Source organism: Bradyrhizobium sp. Ghvi (assembly GCF_900115265.1).
Taxonomy (GTDB): domain Bacteria; phylum Pseudomonadota; class Alphaproteobacteria; order Rhizobiales; family Xanthobacteraceae; genus Bradyrhizobium.
The window spans coordinates 15,874-35,062 of record NZ_FOVU01000016.1; the positions used below are offsets into that span (position 1 = coordinate 15,874).

General features: G+C 64.2%; 17 protein-coding genes. 9 read left to right on the plus strand and 8 right to left on the minus strand.

The window, feature by feature from the left end; genetic code table 11:
• Window positions 1-24: 24 nt before the first annotated feature.
• Window positions 25-1,410, minus strand: coding sequence for an ABC transporter substrate-binding protein (locus BM374_RS33845; protein ID WP_092302784.1), 1,386 nt, complete (start codon window positions 1,408-1,410; stop codon window positions 25-27).
• Between the two features lie 242 nt (window positions 1,411-1,652).
• Window positions 1,653-2,591, minus strand: a complete 939-nt coding sequence (locus BM374_RS33850; protein WP_092302786.1) for a LysR family transcriptional regulator — start codon at window positions 2,589-2,591, stop codon at window positions 1,653-1,655.
• A 119-nt stretch (window positions 2,592-2,710) separates the two neighbouring features.
• Between BM374_RS33850 and BM374_RS33855 the strand changes: the two genes are divergently transcribed.
• On the plus strand, window positions 2,711-3,784 hold the full coding sequence (locus BM374_RS33855) for a 4-oxalomesaconate tautomerase (protein WP_092302789.1): 1,074 nt from the start codon (window positions 2,711-2,713) through the stop codon (window positions 3,782-3,784).
• Window positions 3,785-3,838: 54 nt separating this feature from the next.
• Window positions 3,839-5,221, plus strand: coding sequence for a C4-dicarboxylate transporter DctA (gene dctA / locus BM374_RS33860; protein WP_092302791.1), 1,383 nt, complete (start codon window positions 3,839-3,841; stop codon window positions 5,219-5,221).
• 33 nt (window positions 5,222-5,254) lie between these two features.
• Here the strand turns inward: dctA and BM374_RS33865 are convergent, their stop codons facing one another.
• A complete protein-coding gene (locus BM374_RS33865) occupies window positions 5,255-7,144 on the minus strand; it encodes an AsmA family protein (RefSeq protein WP_092302793.1) in 1,890 nt (629 codons plus the stop codon).
• 263 nt (window positions 7,145-7,407) lie between these two features.
• On the opposite strand from BM374_RS33865, the gene BM374_RS33870 reads away from it, so the two are divergent.
• Entirely contained in the window at window positions 7,408-8,136 is a 729-nt protein-coding gene (locus BM374_RS33870) for a CoA transferase subunit A (RefSeq protein WP_092302795.1), read from the plus strand.
• The gene (locus tag BM374_RS33875; RefSeq protein WP_092302797.1) at window positions 8,136-8,786 is read left to right on the plus strand and encodes a CoA transferase subunit B; all 651 of its coding nucleotides are present in this window, start codon (window positions 8,136-8,138) and stop codon (window positions 8,784-8,786) included. The genes BM374_RS33870 and BM374_RS33875 overlap by 1 nt, the downstream gene beginning before the upstream one ends.
• Before the next feature lie 242 nt (window positions 8,787-9,028).
• On the opposite strand, the gene BM374_RS33880 is transcribed toward BM374_RS33875, so the two are convergent.
• The 3 genes from BM374_RS33880 to BM374_RS33890 all read right to left on the minus strand — a co-directional run bounded on the left by BM374_RS33880 (window position 9,029) and on the right by BM374_RS33890 (window position 11,506).
• On the minus strand, window positions 9,029-9,907 hold the full coding sequence (locus BM374_RS33880; RefSeq protein ID WP_092302799.1) for an SUMF1/EgtB/PvdO family nonheme iron enzyme: 879 nt from the start codon (window positions 9,905-9,907) through the stop codon (window positions 9,029-9,031).
• A 52-nt stretch (window positions 9,908-9,959) separates the two neighbouring features.
• Window positions 9,960-11,057 (minus strand): copper-containing nitrite reductase, encoded by a 1,098-nt coding sequence (gene nirK, locus BM374_RS33885; protein WP_092302801.1) that lies wholly within the window; start codon window positions 11,055-11,057, stop codon window positions 9,960-9,962.
• Window positions 11,058-11,299: 242 nt separating this feature from the next.
• Window positions 11,300-11,506 carry a hypothetical protein gene (locus BM374_RS33890; RefSeq protein ID WP_092302803.1) on the minus strand — a complete coding sequence of 69 codons (207 nt, stop codon included), beginning with the start codon at window positions 11,504-11,506 and terminating at the stop codon, window positions 11,300-11,302.
• Between the two features lie 157 nt (window positions 11,507-11,663).
• On the opposite strand from BM374_RS33890, the gene hemN reads away from it, so the two are divergent.
• Together hemN and BM374_RS33900 are read left to right on the plus strand one after the other, a co-directional pair.
• Window positions 11,664-13,016 (plus strand): oxygen-independent coproporphyrinogen III oxidase, encoded by a 1,353-nt coding sequence (gene hemN / locus BM374_RS33895; protein WP_092302805.1) that lies wholly within the window; start codon window positions 11,664-11,666, stop codon window positions 13,014-13,016.
• Between the two features lie 130 nt (window positions 13,017-13,146).
• Window positions 13,147-13,344 (plus strand): DUF1858 domain-containing protein, encoded by a 198-nt coding sequence (locus tag BM374_RS33900; RefSeq protein WP_092302807.1) that lies wholly within the window; start codon window positions 13,147-13,149, stop codon window positions 13,342-13,344.
• 88 nt (window positions 13,345-13,432) lie between these two features.
• Here BM374_RS33900 and BM374_RS33905 read toward each other — a convergent pair whose 3' ends face one another.
• Window positions 13,433-14,143, minus strand: coding sequence for a Crp/Fnr family transcriptional regulator (locus BM374_RS33905; protein ID WP_092302809.1), 711 nt, complete (start codon window positions 14,141-14,143; stop codon window positions 13,433-13,435).
• Window positions 14,144-14,271: 128 nt separating this feature from the next.
• Here BM374_RS33905 and BM374_RS33910 point away from each other — a divergent pair, with 128 nt between their 5' ends.
• Window positions 14,272-15,483, plus strand: a complete 1,212-nt coding sequence (locus BM374_RS33910) for an NnrS family protein (RefSeq protein WP_092302811.1) — start codon at window positions 14,272-14,274, stop codon at window positions 15,481-15,483.
• On the opposite strand, the gene BM374_RS33915 is transcribed toward BM374_RS33910, so the two are convergent.
• Window positions 15,455-16,495, minus strand: coding sequence for an AraC family transcriptional regulator (locus BM374_RS33915; RefSeq protein WP_092302813.1), 1,041 nt, complete (start codon window positions 16,493-16,495; stop codon window positions 15,455-15,457). The two genes, BM374_RS33910 and BM374_RS33915, sit on opposite strands and share 29 nt — an antisense overlap.
• 202 nt (window positions 16,496-16,697) lie before the next feature.
• Between BM374_RS33915 and BM374_RS33920 the strand changes: the two genes are divergently transcribed.
• Complete coding sequence (locus BM374_RS33920) at window positions 16,698-17,318, plus strand: response regulator transcription factor (protein ID WP_092302815.1); 621 nt, start codon at window positions 16,698-16,700, stop codon at window positions 17,316-17,318.
• Window positions 17,319-17,500: 182 nt separating this feature from the next.
• Entirely contained in the window at window positions 17,501-19,183 is a 1,683-nt protein-coding gene (locus BM374_RS33925; protein ID WP_092302919.1) for a mucoidy inhibitor MuiA family protein, read from the plus strand.
• Window positions 19,184-19,189: the final 6 nt, after the last annotated feature.

A 19,189-nucleotide genomic window follows, 5' to 3' on the forward strand; every position in this document is an offset into this window, starting at 1 on the left:
GCGAGGCGGGGAGGGGGGGATGACTTAACCCGCGACCTGCTTGATGCGGGCGATCAGTTCGTCGACGGCCTTGTCGACCGGAACCTTCTCGCTGACCACCCGGTTCATCGCCTTGGCCCACGCGTTCTCGTTGTTCAGGATCGTGAACTTCCAGTTCTTGGTGAAGTCGAACGGCGCGGTGCCGCCGGTGAACTGGGCATAGACCGCCTTGCGGTGCTTGTCAGCCTGCCAGAACGGGCTTGCCTGGCTTTCCTTGGTCACCGGGAACCAGCGGCCGAGCGCGCCCTCGATATAGGGACGGACGTTCTCTTCCTGAAGCAGGAAGCTGATGAACTGCTTGGCTTCGGCCTTGTTCTTGGCCGACGTGAAGATCAGCCCGGTCTTGACGTCGGAACGATACTTGATCGTCGAACCATCCGGAGCCTTGGGGAAGGACGCCGTGATGATGTCCTGCTCATAGGCCTTCTTGCCGGCGTCACGCTGCTCCTGGGTGAGCGCCTGGTTCTGCGAGTCCTCGTACCACTTCGCCGCGATCGAGATCGTGAAGTTGTGGGTCATCACGATGGTCTTGTTGTGGAAGGCGACGTTGTTGTCCGGATCCTTCCAGGTCGTCGAGGACGGCGGTGTGCAGCCCTTGATGTAGGTGTCGGTGTAGTCCTTCATCGCCTTGATCAGGCCATCGCGGACCTTGGGATCGTCGACGAGCAGCTTGCCGTCATCGTCGACCAGCTTGACGTGATAGGCATCCATGAAAGTGTAGAACGACTGGAACGAGTCGGTGGATTCCACGCCCATCGGCTGGCCGACAGCATAGATGCGCTGGCCGGTCGCCTTGCGGATCGCCGGCTGCACCTTGTCGCACCAGAACGACCAATAGCCATTCCAGTCGTTCGGAATGTCGCTCTGCTTGAAGCCGGCCTTCTCCAGCATGTCGTTCCAGATCTGGACGTGCATGCTCTGCTGCTTCAGCGGAAAGCCGTAATAGGCCTTCTTCTTGGTGACGTCGTTATAGAGGATCGAGGCGTCCAGCGTGTTCTGCACGAACCGGTCCTTGATCGGCTCCATGACGTCGGTGAGGTCCTCGAGCTTGCCCTCATAGGCCCATTTACCCTGCACCTGGACGTCGTACGTATCGGAATAGGCGACATCGGGCACCGTACCGGCGTCGAGCGCGGCGACCGTCTTCGGAATCATGTCCTGGATCGCGTACTGCGACAATTCGACCTTGATGCCGGTCTTGGCCTCGAACTTCTTGATCGTCTCGAGCAGCGCGTCGTCTTCGGAGCGATAGAAGCCCTTGCCCCACCACACCGTGATCGTCTTCTGCTGCGCAAGGGCGGGTGCGGCGGCTGCAAACAGCCCAACCGCAGCGACCGCCAATGAAACTGCGCCAATAACCTTGGATTTCACGTTTTTCTCCCTCAAACGGCCGGTGTTTTAACCGGTCGGATAAAACACTAGCGCATGGCGGAAGTCCGATCTAGCGCCATCTTGTCAGACCAATGTCGTGGGGACAGAGCTCCGGGGAGATGCTTAACGCGCGCGCATCGATCCAATCGCCGCATCAATTCGTGGCAATCAATTCGCGCTGTGTGGTGTCGCTGGGCCCGACCAAGCGCAGCTCCACGCACCTGCTCGCTGCCAGCGAGCGCTTATTTCAGGCGGTGTGACCGCGGCTTGCCTTGCCCGCCGGTCCGGGGAGGAGAGCGCCATGCCTCGAGCAGCATCTTGAGGAATTGGCTGGCATGAGGGGATAGTGTCGCCCCGCGCCTGCGCACGATGCCGATCGTCCGCGACACTTCCGGCTCGGTCAAGCGAATGGTGTGAATGATCGGATGGCCGGCGGCGGGCGTCGCCAGCTTCGGGAGCACGGCGATGCCGAGGCCCGCTTCGACGAGGCCAAGCGAGCCGGAGAGGTGAGCGACCTCGTAGGACCAGTTGAGCTGGAGGCCGTGTCGCGCCAGCGCATTGTCGATCAAGGCGCGATTGCCGCTGTTGCGACCGACGGTGATGACCCGGTGCGGTACGATATCCGGCCAGCTGACCTGCTTGCGCGATACCAACGGATGATCATGGCGGCAGGCCAGCACGAAAGGATCCTCAGCCAGTTTCTCGAATTCGATCTCGGCATGCGAAGCCCCGATGAAATTGATGCCGAAGTCGACTTCTCCGCGCGCGACCGCTTCCAGCCCCTCGTTGGCCCCGATGTCCAGAATCCGGATGCGAATGCGCGGATACGCTTCGGCAAACCGGCCGATCGCACGCGGCAGGAAGTAGAACACAGCGGTCGGCACCGCGGCCACCGAGACCAGGCCTGAACTTCGCGCGCCGATATCCTGGATGGCGAGCACCGAGGTCTCGAACTCGTCGATGAGGCGCCGCACCTTCGGCAGGAAGTCGCGGCCGGTCATGGTGAGATTGACGTGGCGCGTCGATCGCTCGAGCAATGGTGCGCCGAGGCTTTCCTCCAGCTTCTGAATGCGGCGACTGAGCGCTGGTTGAGACAAGTTCAGCACCTTGGCGGTCCGGACGAAGCTTCCCGTCTCGGCGACGGTGATGAACGCCTTGAGGTCGAGCAGTTCTGCGTTCATGGCGGGACTCCATTATACCGATATACGAAATAATACATCAGATATTTGCATTTCACAAAAGAGTTGAGAGGGAGGATGTTCTGGGCCGGGGCGAAGAGGTTGCCGAACGGAACAGCGCCATGAACGATCAGATTGCCATTCCCTGTGTGGTCATGCGCGGAGGTACTTCGCGCGGGCCGTTTTTCCTGTCCCGCGATCTCCCGGCCGATCCCGGCTTGCGCGATGCGCTGCTGTTGTCGGTGATGGGAGGTGGGCACGATCTCGGGATCGACGGGATCGGCGGCGGCAATGCCGTCATCAACAAGGTCGCGATCGTTGGGCCGGCATCAGTGCCGGGCGCCGATGTCGACTACCTGTTTGCCCAGGTCCGTGTCCGTGAAGGTATCGTCGACACGTCGCCGAACTGCGGAAACATGCTGGCGGCTGTGGCGCCGTTCGCAATCGAAGCCGGCCTGGTCGCCGCGACAGCAGATCGCACCCATGTGCGCATTCACAACGTCAATACCGGCAAGCTGATCGATGCGACCGTCGACACCCCCTTCGGGCGGGTGACTTACGAGGGCGAGGCGCGGATCGACGGTGTCCCCGGAACGGCCGCGCCGATCGAACTGTCTTTTCCCAATGCGGCCGGCGCACGCACCGGTCGCCTGCTGCCGACGGGACGGCCGGTCGACCGCATCGAGGGGATCGATGTGAGCTGCATCGACGCGGCGATGCCGGTCATGCTGGTCCGCGCGGCGGATCTGGGATGGACCGGCCGTGAGGCGCCCTCGGACTTCACTGACGGCAGCTTTCGCGCGCGCCTCGAAACCCTGCGCGTCGAGGCTGGGCGCCTGATGGGCTTTCGAGATGCCGCGAACATGGTGATTCCGAAGCCGGTTCTGATTGCACCCGCAAGCGGGGCGACGTTGAACGTCAGATACTTCATGCCGCACGACTGCCATAGCGCGCTGGCGGTGACCGGCGCCGTCGCGATTGCGACTGCGTGCCTCACGCCCGGAACGATCGCCGCGGAGATGGTTGGAGCGCTGGAGCCGCCGGTCCCGATCACGCTCGCCCATCCCTCCGGCCAGCTCCTGGTTTGGCTGGAGCCCGGGCCGGTCGCCCGGGTGCAGCGGACAGCACGGCGAATATTCGAGGGCCAAGTCTTCGCCCGCCGGTCGCACGCGCCTCAAGCGGTCCTGGCCGCCTGAGGCCCGCCGCTTTCGCAGCCATCAAGAAAAATCAGTGCCATGGGAGAAGCGAGAATGCACAAGGAAGCGCGGGTTGCACACGAGGCCTCCGAGGCGCGAAAGCCGTTCTACCGGATTCTCTACGTCCAGGTCCTGATCGGCCTCGTGCTGGGCGTCCTCACGGGCCATGTCTGGCCTGAATTCGGCGCAGCGCTGAAGCCCTTCGGCGACGGCTTCGTCAAGCTGGTCAAGATGATGATCGCACCGATCGTGTTCTGCACCATCGTGAGCGGCATCAACAGCATCAGCGATTCCCGCGAGGTCGGTCGCACGCTCGTGAAATCCATGGCGCTGTTCTATCTGCTGACCGTGCTCGCGCTGCTGGCCGGGCTGATGGCTGTCTCGTTGATCCAGCCGGGCGCGGGCATGCATGTTTCAGTCGCCACGCTGGATCCGTCGGTCGCCGCGAAATTCACCAAGCAGGCAGCTGCGAGCGGATTTGCGGATTTCATGCTGCACATCATCCCGCATTCGTTCTTTGGCGCTTTTGCCGATGGCGAGGTGCTGCCGGTCCTGCTGGTCTCCATCCTGATCGCCTTTGGCCTCAGCCGTGCCGGCGACGAAGGCGTTGCGGTGACCAAGGCGGTCGCCTCGTTCTCGCACGTTCTGTTCGTGTCGTTCGGCTTCATCATGAAGCTCGCGCCGCTTGGGGCCTTCGGCGCCATGGCGTTCACGGTCGGCCGCTACGGCGTCCGTTCGATTGGCTCGCTCGGACTGCTGATCCTGACTTTCTACATCGCATGCTCCGTCTTCGTGGTCATCGTGCTCGGGACCCTGGCGCGGCTGAACGGTTTCAGCCTGTGGAAGACGATCCGCTACTTCAGGGAAGAATTGCTGATCGTGCTCGGCACGTCCTCGTCGGAGCCGGCGCTGCCTGGCGCGCTGCGCAAACTGGAGCAGCTCGGATGCCGCAAAGGCGTGTCGGGGCTCGTGCTGCCGATGGGCTATTCCTTCAATCTGGACGGCAGTGCCATCTACCTGACCCTGGCGTCCATCTTCATCGCACAGGCCTGCGACATTCACCTGTCGTGGGGCCAGATCGCGTCGATGCTCGGGCTGATGCTGCTGACGTCCAAAGGGGCGGCCGGCGTCACCGGCAGCGGCTTCGTCGCCCTGGTCGCAACGCTCTCGGTGATGCCGGATCTACCCGTCACCGGCGTGGCGCTGCTGGTCGGCATCGACCGTTTCATGTCGGAAGCGCGGGCCCTGACCAGCATGATCAGCAACTGCGTCGCGGCGATCACCGTTTCGCTGTGGGAGAACGCCTGTGACCGCGAGGTGCTGGCCCGTGAACTCGGGCAGAGCGGCGCACTCGAAACCGCGGCCGGGACGAGCATCGGTGAGACGACGTTGGGTGAGGATCAGAGCTGGATCGCAACCACGCGATCGGCGGCCTGACGCCCGCGTTGGAAACACTCCGATCGCAGCGTGCTAGTTGGACTTGGCGCCCTCTTTGGCGTTCTCCGCCGTCGGCGATCCCTCGGGCGCTTGCCGCTTTCCGCCGATAATACGCTGCTTCAGGAGGTCGAGGAAAGGAGACGCTGCGGGGGACTGGCGGATCAGGGCCTCGGGGTCGGGGAAGATCAGCGGATCGTCCCAGGGACCCTGCACCATGAAAGGCAATTGAAAGCCGGAGGTCGTGTTGAGGCTTGCCACCCCCTTCATATCGTATTCGCGCGTCGGCACCGACGCGGTGCCGGTCAGCGTGATCTTCGCCGAAGGCCCCTCGATGCGGATGTCCTCGGCCGTGGCGATACCGTCGGCGAACTTCACCGCAATGGTGAGGTTGTCATAGGGCGTCGAGCCGTTGCGGAAATTGCCGCCGCCGGACAGCGGCCGGCGCTCGAGTCGCTTCAAGAGCTGCTCGGCATTGAAGCCCGAGATCGCGCCGTCATGGCCGGTCACCGTGGCGGTACCGTCGAGCGACTGCACCAGGCCGAACGGGCTCGAGCCGGAGGCGAGCAGGGATACGTTGATGTTGCCGTGGCCGGACAGCTTGGTGAGACCGAATAGCTCGGTGGCACAGGCCTGGAGGTCGACGTCGGTGAACTGGAACTGCGCCTTGATGTCGGCGACGTTGTCAGCGCGCGAGATGCCGAACGAGCCCTTGGCGATGCCGCCATAGACCTGCGCCTCGCCGACCGAGAGCGCCAGCGTGCCATTGCGCAGATTGGCGCCGATCGCCGTGCGGCCGAGCCTGGTCGGGCCGACCGTCAGCTTGGCTGCCGACAGACGCATGTCGAGGTCGGTGCTCGACAATCCATTGAGATCGAACAGCTGCCTGTTCCAGTCGCGCGCGCCGCTCGCGAGCAGGCGGAAGGTCGAGATATAGGGCGTGAAGTCGAGCGCGTCGGCGGCGAGCGTCGCCTGCAATGTCTGCCGGCCGTTATTGGCGTAGGTCATCACGCCCTCGGCGGCGTTGCCGTCGAGCTCGACATTGACATTGGTGAGCGCGACCGAGGCGCCGACGACGTTGGCGCGCGCCTTCAGCGCGAAGCGGCCGAAGCCGCCGCTGCCCGGCTGCGGCTGCCCGGCCCATCGCAGCGCGTTACGCAAGGACGGGCTGTCGATGGTGAGGGTGCCTTCCATCATGGGGCTGGTGCGGTTGGCGACGCTGCCGTCAAAGGCGAGCTTGAGCGGCGCGCTCGCGATCCTCGCTTTCAGGCCGGAACGGTCGCCGGACAGGGCGGCGACGAAGTCGGCAAAACTGATCGAGCCGTCGACGCGCTCGCCGCGCCAATCGAACTGCCCCGTCGCGGCGAAGGAGCGCGAGATCGAGGGCCAGGCCAGCGACAGGTCGATATCCTCGAGCTTCTCGGTGGCGTGCGTTGCCGCGTCTTCGTAATTGAGCACGCCGTCCTGGATCCTGATTTCGGAGAACGAGACCTGGTTTTCGGCGCCGGGCTTCATCGTGCGCGCAATGGTTTGGATGAAAGGTGTCCAGTTGCTCTCGCCATCCGGCTTCAGGCTGACATGGATGTGCGGCCGCAGCAGCGTCAGGTCGGCGATCTCGAACCGTTGCAGCAAAAGCGGCAACAGGCGCAGATTGGCGGTGAGCACGTCGACATGGAGTGCAGGATCGGCGGTGCCGCCGCCCTTGAGACCCACGTCGTGGAAGGAGATATAGCTTGCCGGCAGTACGGAAATGTCGATGCTGCCTGCGACGCTGAGTTCGAGCCCGGTGACGTCGCGGATTTGTGCTTCCACCGCCGTGCGCAGCGCGTCGCGGTTGATGAGCCAGGAGGTCGCGATCAGGGCGATCAGCGCAACGCCGAGCAGCGCCGCGATCGGCGTCCCGAGGCGCTTCATTCCTTGGGCCATGGTCAATGGCATGTCCTGATCGGGTTGGTCGCTGGAGCCAGAAAGGGCGGGGCGGGAAACCTGCGCGCCCCCACGCCCAACCCCCGCAACTTGATGGGTTTTCTTGTCGCTTTCAAGGCCGCGGACGGGTCTGCCCACGGCGTGGGCAGCTTCTAGCACCGCCCTGCGATGCGGAGAACCCCGTATCATTGACGGCTTCGGACGATTTCGCCTAATAATCGCCGCCAATAGGGCGCGACGCCTGCAAGCCGAAGGTTTCCTGCATGAATAAGGTCTATCCCGACGCTAAGTCGGCCCTCGATGGCATTCTGAAAGACAACATGATGATCATGTCGGGCGGCTTCGGCCTCTGCGGCATCGCCGAGGAGCTGTCCGACGCGATCCGCGAGTCCGGCGTCAAGGGCCTGACGGTGGTTTCCAACAATGCCGGCGTTGACGGTATCGGCCTCAGCCGCCTGCTGGAAACCCGGCAGATCAAGAAGATGATCTCGTCCTATGTCGGCGAGAACAAGCTGTTCGCCCAGCAATTCCTCGCCGGCGAGCTGGAGCTCGAATTCAATCCGCAGGGCACGCTGGCCGAGCGCATCCGCGCCGGCGGCGCCGGCATTCCGGCCTTCTACACCAAGACCGGCGTCGGCACGCTGATCGCCGAAGGCAAGGAAGTGAAGGAGTTCGACGGCGAGAAGTACCTGATGGAGCGGGGCCTGTTCGCCGATCTCGCCATCGTGCACGCCTGGATGGGCGATACCGCCGGAAACCTCATCTACCGCAAGACCGCGCGCAACTTTAACCCGATGATGGCAACCGCGGCCAAGATCACGGTCGCCGAGGTCGAGCATCTGGTTCCGGCGGGCCAGCTCAATCCCGATCACATCCACACCCCCGGTATCTTCGTGAAGCGCATCGTCGAGGTCGGCACGGCCAAGAAGCGTATCGAGTTCCGCAACACCCGGCCGCGTCCCACTGCGGCTGCAACGGGAGAAGAAGTCTGATGGCCTGGACCCGCGAACAGATGGCGGCGCGTGCCGCCAAGGAGCTGCGCGACGGCTACTACGTCAATCTCGGCATCGGCATCCCGACGCTGGTCTCGAACTACATTCCCGACGGGATGGACGTCTCCCTGCAGAGCGAGAACGGGATGCTCGGCATGGGCCCGTTCCCGTACGAGGACGAGGTCGATCCGGACTTGATCAACGCCGGCAAGCAGACCGTGAGCGAGTTGCCGTCGACCAGCTATTTTTCCAGCGCGGATTCCTTCGGCATGATCCGCGGCGGCCACATGGACCTGTCGATCCTGGGCGCCATGCAGGTGGCCCAGAACGGCGATCTCGCCAACTGGATGATTCCGGGCAAGATGGTCAAGGGCATGGGCGGCGCGATGGATCTCGTCGCCGGCGTCAAGCGCGTCATCGTGGTGATGGAGCACTCCGCCAAGGATGGCGCCAAGCTCCTGAAGAAGTGCAATCTGCCGCTGACCGGTGAGCGCGTCGTCGACATGGTGGTCACCGATCTTGCCGTCTTCACCATCGACAAGCACGGCAGCGGCGGCATGGCCCTGATCGAGCTTGCCGACGGCGTCACGCTCGATGAGGTCAAGGCCAAGACCGAGGCCGAATTCCGCGTCGCGCTGAAGAATACGTAAGACGGCAGTCGCGAATGATGTGAATGGCCGGGCTTCGTCCCGGCCATTTTTGTTTGCGGAACGCCTTATGGGTTTGACGCTGAGCGCTCCCCACATGACGTTGTCATGCCCCGGCCTTGACCGGGGCATCCAGTACGTCGCGGCTTCTCCAGTCTATCGCCGCCGTCTCGGAGCACTGGATCGCCCGATCAAGTCGGGCGATGACACCGAATGTGTGGTACGCGCACCCTAACGGAATGCCGCTAAGACCACGCCGTCCAGACCTTGCTCCACCGCGCCGACACGCTCGCCATCCAGGTCCTCTCCTCCCGCACCAGGCGGAAGCCGAGATTGGCTGGCGGCACGCCGGTGGCGCAGCCGCCGGCCCGGGCGTCACGGATGAAGTCGGTGACATAGGCGCGGTGAGCACCTTCGGCGATGCGCACGCCGCAATTGGCATTGTGGCGCCCGATGCTGCCGTGCTGGTCGAGCGCACTGCGCACGAAGCAGGTCGACGTCCATTCCCAGACGTTGCCGGCGAGGTCGAGCACGCCGTGCTCGTTGATGCCGAACTTGCCGAACGGGTAGGCCGCGGTGTCCGCGAGATCGCGATCCGATTCCCGTTCATAGCGGGAGATCAGGCGTTTGGCCGGATCGTCAGGATCGACTGCCAACCCGTCATCGGCGAATTTGCTGCCCGCGGCGAAGGCCCATTCCTCATCGCTCGGCAGGCGATAATGTTGACTCGTCTTGCGCGACAGCCAGACCGCATAGGCTTCCGCATCGTGCCAGTTCACCTGCACCACGGGGCGGTCGGGCGCGATCACGACGTCCTTGTCCAGCGCACGGCAGGCGCCATCCGCCACGCAAAGCTGGTAGTCGGCGGAAGAGACCTGCTCGCGCATGATGTGAAGCGGCCTGTCGAATTGCAATGCGCGCAACGGCGCTTCGGCCTGCTGCCCGCCGCGGGTGAAATCCCCGGCCTCGCGATACGCGAAACTGCCGGCGGCGATCTCGACGATCACGGGCTCGCTTTGCGAGCCGTGGGCCGTCATCTCGGAAACCAGCGGCGCAACGGCGAGCGGTCCGGCGAATCCGGCCGCGCAGGCGAGCGCCAGTTTAAGCTTGAGTGCGATCAGCATGGTCACCCCCGAAGGAAGAAGGGGCCGGTTGTTCGCCGGCCCCTCGTCGCGTCTAGTTGGTCGTAGCAGGAGGGATTTCCGCAGGCGCTTTCACCTGGGTCATCAGATCGTCGTTCCACTTGCCTTCGACCTTGAAGTGCGCGGTGGCACCGAGATCGGCCGCCTCGATCAGATTATGCGTGACGTAGGCGTAGATGCCGGGTTGCAGGAACTTGTACATCGCCGCTCCCGCCGAGCCGCCGCGGATGAACCAGGTCTCGAGCCCGGTCTCAGGCGGATTGGAGAACTTGCCCGTTTCCCAGACATAGTCGCCGTGGCCGCCGATCAGATGCGGACGGCTGTCGCGATTGGCCTGCGAATGCACGATCAGCACGTTCTCGCCGACGTTGGCGGTCAGCGCGTTCTTGCCGGTGAGTGCGCCGACCTTGCCGTTGAACACGACGTGAGTGGGGATCAACTTCTTCATCACCTCTTCGGTGTCGGTGAAGGCTTCACCCGGTGAGTCGTAGGACTTGAAGTTGCCCTTCTCGTCGCGCGGCACATACATGTCCTGCTCGCCGATATAGTAGATCTTGTCGTATTTCAGCGCGTGGCCCTTGCCATCGTTGAGGCCATCACGCGGCAGCACCATCACCGCGCCGTTCATGCCGGAGACGACATGCCAGGGGATCATCGGGCCGCCGGGCGCGCAGTGGTAGACGAACACACCGGTCCGTGTCGCCTTCCAGCGCAGCACGACCTGCTCGCCGGGATTGATCAGGGTGAGCGCGCCGCCGCCGAGTGCACCGGTCGCGGCATGGAAGTCGATGTTGTGCGCCATCGTGTTGGTCTCGGGATTGACCAGCGTCACCTCGACGTAGTCACCCTCATGCGCGACCATCAGCGGGCCCGGCATCGAGCCATTGAAGGTCATGGCCTGGAACGTGGTGCCCTTCTCGTCGATCACGACCTTCTTCTCCTGGATCGTGAGCGTGAACTCGAGGATCTTGGGACCCTGCTTGGTCGCCTGCTCGTGCGCATGCACGAAGGGCGGTGCGACCAGATCGATCTTCTGGCGCGGCAGGTTGAGATCGTTGGCCGCGATGGCAGGGGCTGCCAGCATGAGGGCGGTCGCGGCGGCGCTGATCAATGCGGCTCTGCGGGTGAACATCGTAAAGCATCCTTCATGTGAAAGGGTTTTGATGACGGATGCAGTGTGCGCCTGTTATGGCAGGTGTGTTTGCGCTGCGACAAGCTTTCGCCGGATTCGCCTCCGGTAAACTCCTTAAGAGGTTGCCGGCGGTATGAAGAGCGCGACGGCAAATCACGCGACACACTCGCGCTATCAGTCGCGCCAGCGGCAACTCGCTCGCATGTTCAATGGCATTCTATCGCGAATGTCTGATGCGCCGATCAGAGAAGCTCGATCGCGATCCAGACTGTGCCCCAGACTGCGAGCGAGAGCACGGCGAGCGCGGCGATCACGATGGCCAGCACGCGCAGGATATGGCCTCCGCCGGCGGCCGGCGTGACGGGGACGGGACGAAAATCGTCGAAGCGCGGGATATGGCCGCGAATACCGGCAATCCAGAGAACGAGATCGAGCGCGAACGACGCCATGGCCTGTCTCCCAATGGGCAATGATCGTTATCATGGTCTCAATCCGGCGCTCGGACTTTGAGCGAGCGCAAGGTGATCCCCGCGAAAGCGGGTAATCTAATGCCATCCGGAGCTTGCATTCACCGGCAAGCGACAAGAATTTACGAATGGGCAAGAGATGAGGACTGATCTCGCTGCGAGCTACGGCGAAGAAAGATTGCCGCGCTACACGAGTTATCCGACCGCGCCGCATTTTTCGCCCGCGATCGGTGCCGATAGCTATGCACGCTGGCTGGCCGAGCTTCCCTCGAGCGCCAGCGCGTCACTCTACCTTCATGTGCCGTTTTGCCGGGAGATGTGCTGGTATTGCGGTTGTCATACCCAGATCGTTCGTCGTGACGGACTGATTGCAGCCTATCAGCGGACGCTGCTGAGCGAGATCACTGAGGTTGCCGACACCATTGGCCGCCGCATCAAGGTCGAGCACATCCATTTCGGCGGCGGCACGCCGACGATCATGGCGCCGGACGCCTTTGCCGAGTTGATGGCGGCGATGCGTCACGCTTTCTTCGTGCTGCCCTCGGCCGAGATCGCAGTCGAGATCGACCCGCGCACATTGACCGCGGAGATGGTGGAGGCCATGCAGCTTTCCGGCGTCAACCGCGCCAGCCTCGGCGTGCAGAGTTTCGATCCGGTCGTGCAGCGCGCGATCAACCGTGTGCAGAGCTACGAGCAAACCGCCTCCGTCGTCGAAATGCTCCGAGGGGCCGGAATCAAGGGACTGAATTTCGACCTGATCTATGGCCTGCCGCACCAGACCATCGCATCCTGCCTGGATACGGTGCGGCGTTCGCTCGCGCTCGCACCGGCCCGTTTCTCGGTGTTCGGCTACGCGCATGTGCCTGATTTCAAGAAGCACCAACGCATGATCAATGAGAGCCGTCTGCCTGACGGTCTTGCGCGCCACGATCAGGCCTGCGCCATCGCCAATGCCTTGAAGGAGGCCGGCTATGTCCAGATCGGCCTCGACCATTTCGCCCGCCCCGATGATGCCATGGCGGTGGCCTTCGAGCAGGGGACGCTGCGGCGAAATTTTCAGGGCTATACCACCGACCAAAGTGAGGTGTTGCTCGGCTTCGGTGCCAGCGCGATCGGGCATCTGCCGCAGGGCTACGTCCAGAACGAGGTGCAAATCGGTGCTTATCAGCACGGCATCGCGGAGGGCCGCCTCGCCACGGCGAAGGGCTACAGGCTCACTGAAGACGACCGGTTGCGCGCCGACATCATCGAGCGGATCATGTGCGAGTTCGGCGCCAATCTCGCTGACATCTGCGCGCGACATGGCGCAGAGCCGGAGGCGATGTTGCAGTCTGCACCGCGGCTGAAGTCACTGATCTCTGACGGTGTGGTGAAGTTGGATGGTAACCGTCTCGCGGTTGCGAACGACTCGCGCTTCCTGGTCCGCAGCGTCGCTGCCGCGTTCGATGCGCATCTTGACCCGGGCAAGCAACTGCATAGCCGGGCGGTGTAAACGCTCGCTGTCATTCCTGGCTCGCGCTTCGCGCGCTCCGGAATGACGGCAGAGAAGCAACCACCAGCTTGCGCTTCCACAAAGAAGCTATGGCCACCTCCGCTATCGTGATTTCGGAACGGAGTTGTCCATGCCTTTCCGATCTGACGATTTGGTCGATGACATCATGCGTATGGCGCCGCACACGATCCGCGTGTTCCTCGCCTTCAAGATGGCCTGTGTTGGCTGTCCGATCGCGACCTTCCACACCGTGGATGACGCCTGCCGCGAGCACGGTATCGACCGAGACAAATTCCTGGCCGCGCTGGGCGATTGCGTGCCGGCGTGAGGGCGGATCGGAGTCTGCGCGGAGGGCACGGGGATTCCAGGGTGAGGGCGAGCTTTCGCCGCAAGCGAGAGTGCCCTCACCCGTATCTTCAGGCCGCCCCGCTATCCGGGTTTCGCTCTGCCAGCACGACGATCCGGTGCGGCTCGCGCAGGATGATGCGTTGCCGGCCGCTCTCGACAAGTCCTTGGCTTTCCCAGCCGCTGAGGATGCGGCTCACGGTGTGCAGCGTGGTGCCGGTCATCTGTGCAATGTCCTGCCGGCTGATCGGGAAGTCGATCTCGATACCGCGGTCGAGCTTCTTGCCGGATTGGTTGGCGAGCCGCAGCAATGCATGCGCGACGCGCTGCTCGACCTGCTGGGTCGACATTTCCAGGATGCGGGTATGGCTTTCCTGCAGCCGCTTGCCGACGGTCTGCATCGTGTTGGCGGCAAGCGCGGGAAACCGCTCGATCAGCCGCGGCCAGGCCGAGGTCGGCCAGATCAGCACAACGCTGTCGTCGACCGCCATCGCGGTGGCGGGATAATGGGCGGAGCCAATCGCCATCGCGAGCCCGAAGGTCTCTCCGGGCGCGACATAGCGCACCACGATCTGCTCGCCGGTCGGCGTGGTCTTGGCCGCGCGGACATGGCCGTGCAGCAGCAGGAAGAAGGACTGCGCGTCCGCGCCTTGCTCGAAAATGGCGGTGTTCTTGGGATAGCGCGCCGAGCGGGCCTCGCGCAGGATCTCATCGAGTTCCTCCGGCTTGACGCCGGCGAACAGCGGCAAATGCGCAACCAGCGATGTGTCGACCTTGGCCATTCTGCCTCCTCCGCGCTTGGGAGTGTGATGGCACCTGCAATCGTCGGACAGTTTGCGATAGCGCAAACCAGGCTGGCCGTGCGGCAGTATTTTTCCAGACAACCGTCTGAACTCACAGGAGTTGCGCCATGGCTGGTGCCCGATCCCGCAAGTTTGCGGGCTGGCCGTTGTTTGCGAACAGTTTCCGGCCCTTCTTCCTGGCCGCAGCGATCCAGGCCGGGCTATCGATCCTGGTCTGGCTGCCGATGTTCTATGGCGAGTTGTCGGTGACGTCAGCCTTCGCGCCACGGGACTGGCACGTCCACGAAATGCTCTATGGGTTCCTGCCCGCAGTTATCACCGGATTCCTGTTCACGGCGATCCCGAACTGGACCGGGCGGCTGCCGATCCAGGGCAAGTCGCTGGGAGCGCTGCTGGTGGTCTGGCTCGCCGGGCGTGCCGCGGTGGCGCTGTCGGCCGAGATCGGCTGGGCATTCGCGCTTCTCATCGACGCCGCTTTCCTGACGCTGGTCGTCGCGGCCGCAACGCGGGAGATCATCGCGGGCCGCAACTGGCGCAATTTGCCGGTGGTGGTGCTCGTGCTGGTGCTGCTATCAGGCAATATCGCCTTCCATCTCGAGGCGCATTGCGAGGGTGCGGCCGATGTCAGCATTCGCGTCGGCATCGGCGTGGTCATACTGCTGATCTCGCTGATCGGGGGCCGGATCATCCCGAGCTTCACCCGCAACTGGCTGGTCAAGTTCAATCCGGGCCGCCGGCCGGTGCCGTTCGCGCGGTTTGACGGTGCGGTGATCGGGCTGAGTGCGCTCGGGCTGATCGCGTGGATCGCGGCACCGCTGACCATGATCACCGGTGTGGTCATGGGCTTCGTCGGCGCATTGCACCTGGTGCGGCTCGCGCGTTGGGCCGGTGATCGCACCTGGCGCGAGCGGCTGCTCGTGATCCTTCACGTCGGTTACGCCTTCGTGCCGCTTGGTTTCCTCTTGAACGCCTTGGCCGGTTTCGGCGTGCTGCCGCCGAGCGCGGGCATTCATGCCTGGATGGCGGGAGCGGCCGGGATCATGACGCTTGCGGTGATGACGCGCGCGAGCCTCGGCCACACCGGGCAGGCGCTGACGGCTTCGCCCGTGACGCAAGGCATCTATGCCGCGATCATCATTGCGGCGCTGGCGCGGGTGTCGGCGGTGTTGCTGCCCGTCCATGGCGATCTGCTCTTGCACATTGCCGCCTGCGGCTGGATCGTGGCGTTCCTCGGCTTTGCCGCCGCGTTCGGACCACTACTCGCCGGCAATCCCCGGCGCGCGATTGCCATCATGGGCGTGCCGGCTCCGGCACGCTGAAATCGGGCTGCGCCAGCGGGCGTGTGCCCTTGCGCCAGTCGGTGATGGTGCAGCCGAAGCGGCCGCGGAACCAGCGGGCCATGGCGCTCTGCGCGGAGAAGCCGAGCTGTGCGGCGACATCGGCCAGCGGCCGGCCGGGGTCCTCGATCAGCTGGATCACGAGATCGGCGCGCTGCGCGTCAAGGATGGCCGAGAAGCTGGTGCCCGATGCGGCCAGGTGCCGGTGGACAGTGCGGCGGGTGCAGGCGAGATGCTCGGCGGCCCGCTCGACCGTGCAGTCGCCGCCGGCGAGCAGGCTGCGCACGACGTCCTCGACCTTCTCTTCCCAGCTTGCCGGCCGGTTCTCGATCGCCTCGATCCGCTTGCGCAGATAGTTCGCGATCAGGGGATGCGCGCTCGGAATCCGCCGCTCCATGTCGTGCGCCGAGAGCAGGATTGCATCGTCATCCGCGTTGAAGATCACGCGGCAGCCGAAGAAGTCGCGGTAACTTTGGCGGTCGCGCGGCGGCGGGTAGTGCAGGTGAACTTCCTGCGGCCGCCAATCGCTGCCGAACAGGGACTGGATGATGCGGTGAATGCTGCCCAGCGCGGTATCGATCGACTGACGCGGCGCGGTCGGTCGCCGTCCCCGCAGATGCAACCTGACGGTCACGGTTTGCTTGTCCCTGATGATGTCGAGCTTCATGCCGTCGTGATGGACATGGATGAAGCGGGAGAAAGCTTCGATGGCCTCGCCCACGGTCGCCTGTTCGCGCACGATGAGGCCGACCGAGCCGAAATTGGTCAGGCCCCCGCGCTCGGCCAGCCGTAAGCCGAAATCTTCGGCGCCCGAGGCCTCCGCCGATATCTCGAGCAAGCGGCGCAGGCTTGCGACGGCGATGGGAGTATCGGGCTTGTCGAGCACGGACAGGGGCAGCCTGGCCTTGCGCATCAGCTGTTTGGGGTCGAGCCCGACCGACCGGGCCACCTCCGGGTAATAGCTCAAGCTTGCGCTGCGAATGAGGTCGGCCATGCGACCAGATCCTGCCGGTCATTCCCGCAGATGTCCCGAAATGTAAAGTTTCTGTCCCGATCCGTCAAATCCGGGAACACGGCGGACCGTACATAAGAGGAAAGCGATGCACTGGCGCGAATGCCATGCTCGTGACAGCGGGGCGCGATGAGGCCCCCAGCCGTCTCGCATCATTTGACCAAGACATTGCTGGATCGGGATTATGCCGGGGAACATGCTTTCCAAGGGCGAGGTATTCGTCATCGACACCGACGCCACCTCGCGCGAACAACTTTCGACGGCGCTTCAGCAGAGCGCCTATGACGTGATCTGCTTTGCCGACGGCGCATCGCTGCTGTCGCAAGCGAAGGCGCGGATGCCGGCCTGTGTGCTGCTGGAGATGCCGCCGGATCGCTCGGCCCTCGATGTGCTCAGGCGTCTGCGCGAGGAAAACTGCATGGTGCCGGTGCTGGTGACCTCGGCGAACGGCAGCATCGCCATGGCAGTCGATGCCATCAAGAGCGGAGCTGCCGATTTCATCGAGAAGCCGTTTCGGACCCACGATATCGTCGGCAGGATCAATGCCGCGATCGACGAATCCGCCCAGCCCGCTTCGAGGCGTCAGCGCTGGTTGCCGGGTTGCGACCCCCTGACCGCGCGCGAAGGCGATGTGCTCGCACTTCTCGCGGCTGGCCTCACCAACAAGGGGATCGCCCGGCGCATGCATCTGAGCGCACGCACGGTCGAGGGTTATCGCGCCAGCATCTTGAAGAAAGCCGGCGCCAAGAACGTGACCGACCTGCTCCGCCGCATCTACGGCCAGGGTTCGCCCAGCCAGCTCTGACCGCCCGACGTTGATTCCCGCCGCGGCCAGCGAGGCGTTCCGCGGCCATGGTGCTGCCGCAGCGGCGCCCAACGGAAACCCCAATCGAACCGGTTCCTTCCCCGCCGCGTCTCATCACGATGGCGTGGCATGTGTTCGCGCGTCCGGCTGGCGGCGCGGCGATATCGGCAGGGAGAAATTTGATGCGCACGATCGCAATATGTCTGGTGACGACGAGCCTTGTGCTGGTGACCGCGACGCTCGCCTCGCCCTCATGGGCCACTGACGTGGACGCCACATCGGCCATCGATGCCGTCACGGTCTACCCTGACGGTGCGACCGTCACCCGTGTGATCGCGATTGATCTGGCCTCCGGGGACAGCACTCTTGTTGTGAAGGATTTTCCGCTCTCGCTCGATCCGTCCTCCCTCCGGGTCGAGGGTGAGGCGGGCGCAAAACTCACCATCGGCACCATCGATGCGCGCCCGCCGCGCGCGATGGCACCTGTCAATCTGACCGAGCTCGACAAGCGCATCGAAGCGCTCAAGGACCAGCGCGCCGATCTGCAAGGCGAGATCGATGCGGCCACCGCCCGGCGCAAATTCGCGGAGCGCTTTGCCGAAGCTTCCCCCGCCGGCCTCGGCGAGAAAGGCGAGGCGCGCCCGATCACCGAGTGGCGCGCGGCCTTTACCGCCGTGGCCGAGGAAGTCGCGGCCGCCGACACCGCGATACGTGACGCCGCGCGAAAACAGCGCGAGGTCGATCGCCAGATCGCGCAGCTCGAATCCGACCGATCCGCCAAGCCGCCGAGCAAGCTCGAGGTGCGCATCGATGTCGCCTCCGCAGCCGCGACCAAGGCCACGCTGCGCGTGACTTACGCCGTCCGCAACGCGCGCTGGCTCCCGCTCTATGACGCCCGGCTCGATACCGGCGGCAAGGACCGCAAGCCGCAGCTCGAGTTGGTCCGCCGCGCCGAGGTGACGCAGTCGACCGGCGAGGACTGGTCGAACGTCACGCTCGGCGTTTCTACCGTGCGCATCGCCCGTGGCGGCAGCGCGCCGGAGCTGGGTTCGCTGGTGGCGCAATATCCGCAAGTGCCTAAGCCAATGGCCCTCGGTGCGGCCTCGGATCTGGCAAGGCCTGCTCCCGTATCGCGTCAGATGCAGGCTCCGGCCTTCGCGGCCAAGGTCGCGGAAGCAGTCGAGCCGCGCGAACGCGCCGATGAACAGCAGGCAATTGCCGAGATCGGCGACTTCCAGGCCACGTTCAGGATTCCCGGCCGCGTCAGTCTCGGCGCCGCCGAAGGCGCCAAGAGCCTGCGCATTGCCTCGACGAGCGTGCCCGCCGATCTCGCGGTCCGTGCCGCGCCGGTGCAGGACCCCACCGCTTTCCTCGAAGCCAGCTTCAGGCAGACCGACGACACGACGTTGTTGCCAGGCAAGGTCGCGATCTATCGTGATGGCATCTTCGTCGGCCGTGGCAAGCTGTCGGCATCAGTCAAGGACGATATCGTGCGGCTCGGCTTCGGCGCCGACGACAAGGTCAAGATCGAACGCGCGGTGATCAAGCGCAACGAGGGCTCGGCCGGTCTTCTGGTCACGACCTCTAAAACCGACGAGCGAGCCTTCAAGACCACCGTACGCAACGGCCACGACTTCCCCATCCACGTCACGATCGAGGATCAGCTGCCGGTGAGTGAGGTCGAGGACATCGTGGTCGAGATGCTGCCCGCGACCACGCCGCCCACGGCAAAGGATATCCGCGACAAGCGCGGCGTGCTGGAATGGTCGTTCGACGCCAAGCCTGGTGAGGTCAAGGACATCAACTTCGCCTGGCGTGTCCGCTGGCCCAAAGACAAGACCATGGTGATCGTGCCCTCGGGCTAGCGGCGA